Origin of the sequence: Niallia endozanthoxylica (assembly GCF_008710145.1) — a bacterium.
GTDB classification, from domain to species: domain Bacteria; phylum Bacillota; class Bacilli; order Bacillales; family Cytobacillaceae; genus Bacillus_BD; species Bacillus_BD endozanthoxylica.
In genome coordinates this window covers 1-1623 of the sequence record NZ_VYKL01000078.1, presented here as the reverse complement: position 1 = coordinate 1623, position 1623 = coordinate 1, and the positions used below count along the sequence as shown (strand labels likewise).

Here is a 1623-nt window from a genome sequence, read left to right as displayed (position 1 = left end):
CAGGACTTACCCACTTGTTGTAAATTAATGGTATTTTAGTACTTTTCATCGGATGATCAAATAAAACTCCTAAAAGTACCTGACTTTTTGAAATAAATCCCATAATCAGGGTAAAAATGTAGATTGCTACTATCTTTCTTGATTAAGGGTGTTGGAATGATGTCAACTTTAAACAAACCAAAGTTTAAAAAACTTGCTTATAGCTCTTTTGGAGGAGCCCCTTTAGTAAAGTCCTTGTGGGATCGATTTGATTTATCCTTATTGATGGCTCAAAGTGGTATGCACAAGAAAAGTGGTGTACCTACCTGGCAATTAGCTTTCTTATTGGTGATTGGTTTATTAGCGCAGTGCTCTTCTTGTTCAAAAACAGTAGAGTTCTATTCAAAAGAACGTCTTTTACAGGCGATGTTTTCCCAAAAAAGAGTGACTCAATCCGTTCTCAGTCGCTTTATGGTGTCTGCTTTTCACTGGGATCTCTTTCATTTAAAACGGGTGCGACAATTTCAACTAGATGAAGAGACCAAACTAGTTGACGGGGATGTTGTCGCCTTAGATGACACCTTGGTGGTTCATGAACACGCCACAAAAATGCCTTTTTTGTATCGTTTATTTGATCACTGTACGAATACCTATGTAAAGGCTATGAATCTAGTTGTCATTCATGCTAGAAAGGCAAACGGACTCCAGTATCCCTTATTTTATTCCATATGGAATAAAGAAAAGGAGAACGAGATTCATTTAACCAAACTGGATTTAGCTCTTCAGATGTTACAAGCCTTAAAAGAACAACTCCCTCGTCCCGTCCGTTTATGTGTAGCGATGGATAGTTGGTATTTTGTGAAGAGCCTTTATCTTGAAATTGAAAAACTTGAATTTGATTGGGTAACGAAAGCAAGAAAAAATACTCTACTCTATCGGAAAGTGATGATTCGAGGGAAAGAACGTTTTGTTGAAATCCTTCCCGAAGCGCTATTTAAAGAAGCGAAACCCCTTTTTGCTTTCTGGAGAAGAAAGAAATCTGTGTGTATGGCCTTTAAAGATATATACATTAAAATAGATGAAATCCATAATGGACAGGGCTATCTTAAAAAGCCTATTCTAAAACCTGTTTCAGCTGTTGTAACGGCAAACTTACAAGAAGATCTTGAACAAGGCAATGCCAAAGGGACATTTGCGTTACTTCTATCTAATAATACAGACTTGACAGCTGTAGAAGTCGTACAAAATTACAAAAGAAGATGGTCGATTGAGGTCTTTTTTAGAAACGCCAAACAAGAATTAGGGTTAAACAACTGTCATTCCACAAATGAAAATCATATCCATGCCCATTTAAGTATTCTTTTTACAGCGGAAGTCCTCGTTCGATTTGCGCAGTGGAAATATAATCAAAAAACGGATAGGAAAGAAGAAATCACCCACGGCCAAGTAGTTGATCTTCTCTTTCATATCCGCTGCGAAGTCCATGCGAAAAGCAAAGACTCAATCCAAGTATATTTTGACACAACCGCTAAGCCCTTCGCAACTTTTTTTAGAGAATTTTGGCCTCCGCAACTACGGATGGCTTGGTTTGACATGGATTATAATCGGAATGGGAATATGATTCCACAAAGTGGGTAAGTCCTA

Annotated in this window: 1 protein-coding gene; it reads left to right on the top strand. The window is 37.6% G+C overall.

Annotation, left to right across the window (positions count from 1 at the left end; translation table 11 throughout):
- The first annotated feature begins 156 nt into the window (after positions 1-156).
- Complete coding sequence (locus F4V44_RS26975) at positions 157-1617, top strand: transposase (RefSeq protein ID WP_150443062.1); 1461 nt, start codon at positions 157-159, stop codon at positions 1615-1617.
- Positions 1618-1623: the final 6 nt, after the last annotated feature.

What these genes read in the sequence shown, in the direction of transcription:
- F4V44_RS26975 (WP_150443062.1), top strand. Translation starts at nt 157, where the DNA reads ATGATGTCAACTTTAAACAAACCAAAGTTTAAAAAACTTGCTTATAGC.